The sequence below is a fragment of the Streptomyces sp. CLV115 genome (assembly GCF_038448545.1).
GTDB classification, from domain to species: Bacteria; Actinomycetota; Actinomycetes; order Streptomycetales; family Streptomycetaceae; genus Streptomyces; species Streptomyces sanglieri.
The window spans coordinates 1-3352 of the sequence record NZ_JBCEWQ010000311.1; the positions used below are offsets into that span (position 1 = coordinate 1).

Below are 3352 nucleotides of genomic sequence, written 5' to 3' on the forward strand. Positions count from 1 at the left end.
CCCCCCCCCCCCCCCCCCCCCCCCCCCCCCCCCCCCCACCCGCGGCCGGCCGTCAGACGGCGAGCGCCTGGGCGCGGCGCTTCACCTCCGTGCCGCGATTCTCGCTCAGTGCCTGGGCGGGGGTGCCGGGCAGGGTCGGGTCGGGGGTGAAGAGCCACTCAAGCATCTCTTCGTCGTTGTAGCCGTCGTCCCTCAGGAGCGTCAGGGTGCCGGAGAGGCCCTTGACCACCTTGTCGCCGTCGATGAAGGCGGCGGGCACCTGGAGCGTCCGGTTCTCACCACGTCGTACGGCGATCAGCTGGCCCTCCTTGACCAGCTGCCGCACGCGCGTCACCTGGACATCGAGCATTTCGGCGATGTCGGGCAGGTGCAGCCAGGCGGGGACGAGAGCATCGATCTTTGCGTCAATCTCGGTCACGGGGACAAGCCTGCCATCCCGCACCGACAGCCGACACCCGGACTCAGCCCTTCAGGGTCTCGCGGACCACGCCGGCGAGGCGGCCGTGGCCCTGCCGGTCGCCGGTGACCCGGCCGTGCGCGGTCGTCGGGAACCACGAGCAGCAGGCCCCGGTGCCGGTGGCGCCCCGGTACGTCTCGGGCGAGGCTCCCGTCGCCGCCCGAGGTCTGGACGGTCTTCACCACCGGCCGGTCGGTGAGGGTGTCGACGGTGGCCCTGCCGCCGGTCCGTGCCGCGTGCGCGTCGGTCCGGAGGAAGAGCGGGATGCACCAATTCCGGCCGGCGTCCAAGGGGCCGCGTTCCGGACACCCCGCACGCCCTGCGGCACGCTACTGACGGATCGCCGACTTCAGCGGTACGGCCGGGTCGGCGGCCCGCTCGGGATCGAGCCGCGCCCCCGCCTCGATGAGCTTGCGCCCCTGGGCCAGATCGCGCGGCCGCCCGACGGCGAGCACCGCGACCAGGACGTCGTCCCGCAGCCAGCACACCGACCAGGCGGGTCCTGCCGGATCGCCGCGCCACAGCAGGGTGTCGGCGCTCCCGTGGTGGCCCGCGTACTGCACGAACCGGTCGAACTGCTCGGACCAGAAGTACGGCACGGGGTCGTACGTCACCGGCTCCGGGGCGTCGTCGGCCGCCGCGCCGATGATGTTGGCGGCGGCGGTGCGCGGGCCCTGGAGCGCGTTGTCCCAGTGGTGGACGAGCAGGCGTTCGCCGTACCGGGCGGAGGGGAACGAGGCGCAGTCGCCCACCGCGTACACATCGGGCGCCGAGGTGCGCAGCGCCTCGTCGGCGGTCACCGATCCGTCGGGGCCGAGCGCGATGCCGGAGCCGGCCAGCCAGCCGGTGGCGGGGCGGGCGCCGATTCCGACGACGACCGCTCCGGCCGGGACGGTACGCCCGTCCGCGAGGACCACCCGGCCCGGCTCGATGCGGTCCACCCGGGCCCCAGTGAGGAGTTCGGCGCCGGTCTGCGCGTACCAGGCGGCCATCGGGGCGGCGACCTCCGCGGGCATCGCGCCCGCCAGGGGCCGGTCGGCGGCCTCGACGACGGTGACCGCGCAGCCGGCGGCGCGGGCCGCGGTGGCGAACTCGGCGCCGATCCAGCCCGCGCCGACGACCACGACGCCGTGCTGCTCGTCGAGGACCGGCCGCAGCCGTGCCGCGTCGTCGAGGGTGCGCAGCAGATGGACGCCGGGAACGCCCTCGGTGCCGGGCAGGACGATCGGTTCTGCACCGGTCGCGATCACCAGGGCGTCGTAGGGAACGGGCCCTTCCGGGGTGTCCAGTTCGTGTGCGTCCGGCCGGACACCGGTCACCTCGCGCCCCAGGTGCAGCTCGATCTCCAGCGCCTCGAAGTCGATGTCGAAGGCGGAGTCCTCGGCCTTGCCGAGCAGCACCGCCTTGGACAGCGGGGGCCGGTCGTAGGGCTGGTGCGGTTCCGCGCCGATCAGGGTGACGGGGCCGGTGAAGCCCTGTTCCCGCAGGGCCACCGCGGTCTGCACCCCGGCCATGCCCGCGCCGACGACGACGACGCGGCGTCCTGCCCGACGGTCCGGCTGCTCTGACTGCTGCTGATCGCTCACCCGTACACCATAAGCACCTGATTGATCGTCAGGAAAGGGCGGGTTGCCCGACCGTGCCCGTCCCGCCGCCCTGCCGCGGCTCCCGCTCCCACCGCTCGTCCGGCCGGATCCGGCCGTCGTCCCGGTGCGGGCGATGCCGTCGGGCGGGCCGTGTGACAGCTCCCGCACCGGTCCGGTGGGGGCGGGGTTTAGGGTGGCCGACGTAAGACACTCGCGGGAGCCCGGACGCACCGGGCTGAGAGGGAGGCTGGGCGGCCTTCGACCGTACGAACCTGATCCGGGTCATGCCGGCGAAGGGAGGGGCTGGAAGCCCATGCGTTCTTCTCGGAACGAGAACGGATCCGACGTCCTCGTCATCGGGGGCGGGATCATCGGCCTGGTGACGGCCTGGCGGGCCGCTCAGCGCGGACTGCGCACGGCGGTCGCCGACCCCGAACCGGGTGGCGGCGCCGCCCGGGTGGCGGCCGGCATGCTGGCCGCCGTCACCGAACTCCACTACGGCGAACAGCTGCTGCTGGGCCTCAACGTCGCCTCGGCCGCCCGCTATCCGGCCTTCGTGGCCGAGCTGGAGGAGGCGAGCGGCCAGGAGACCGGCTTTCGCACCTGCGGCACCCTGGCCGTCGCGCTGGACTCCGACGACCGTGCCCATCTGCGGGATCTGCACGCCCTCCAGCAGCGTTCGGGCCTCGAATCGGAGTGGCTCACCGGCCGTGAGTGCCGCCGGCTGGAGCCGATGCTCGCGCCGGGCGTCCGGGGCGGCCTGCGGGTCGACGGCGACCACCAGATCGATCCCCGCCGGCTGGCCACCGCCCTGCTGACCGCCTGCGAACGGGCCGGGGTGGTCTTCCACCGCGGCTGGGTGGAGCGGCTGGGCGTGGTGGGCGGCAGGGCCTCCGGGGTGGTGCTCGCCGGGGGTACGGAGCTGGCCGCCGACCAGGTCGTGCTCGCCGCGGGGAGCCTCAGCGGGCGGCTGCCCGGGCTGCCGGACGAGGTGGTGCCACCGGTCCGGCCGGTGAAGGGCCAGGTGGTGCGGCTGACCGTGCCCGCCGGGTACACGCCGTTCCTGAGCCGGACGATCCGGGCCGTGGTCCGGGGCGGCCACGTCTACCTCGTACCGCGCGAGAACGGCGAGCTGGTCGTCGGTGCCACCAGCGAGGAGATGGGCTGGGACACCACGGTCACCGCGGGCGGGGTCTACGAGCTGCTGCGGGACGCCCACGAGCTGGTCCCCGGCATCACCGAACTGCCGCTCACCGAGACCCTGGCCGGCCTGCGCCCCGCCTCCCCCGACAACGCCCCGCTGCTGGGC

Annotated in this window: 3 protein-coding genes and 1 riboswitch; of the genes, 1 reads left to right on the forward strand and 2 read right to left on the reverse strand. The window is 74.5% G+C overall.

The window, feature by feature from the left end; genetic code table 11:
* Positions 1–52: 52 nt before the first annotated feature.
* Both AADR41_RS41680 and AADR41_RS41685 read right to left on the reverse strand, forming a co-directional pair.
* Entirely contained in the window at positions 53–418 is a 366-nt protein-coding gene (locus AADR41_RS41680; RefSeq protein WP_124718155.1) for an Rv2175c family DNA-binding protein, read from the reverse strand.
* A 368-nt stretch (positions 419–786) separates the two neighbouring features.
* Entirely contained in the window at positions 787–2043 is a 1257-nt protein-coding gene (locus AADR41_RS41685; RefSeq protein WP_446751210.1) for an NAD(P)/FAD-dependent oxidoreductase, read from the reverse strand.
* Between the two features lie 203 nt (positions 2044–2246).
* A riboswitch (TPP riboswitch) is annotated at positions 2247–2359 on the forward strand.
* On the opposite strand from AADR41_RS41685, the gene thiO reads away from it, so the two are divergent.
* Positions 2357–3352 (forward strand): glycine oxidase ThiO (gene thiO, locus AADR41_RS41690; RefSeq protein WP_342287658.1); only part of this gene is annotated, 996 nt, incomplete at its 3' end. It overlaps the preceding riboswitch by 3 nt.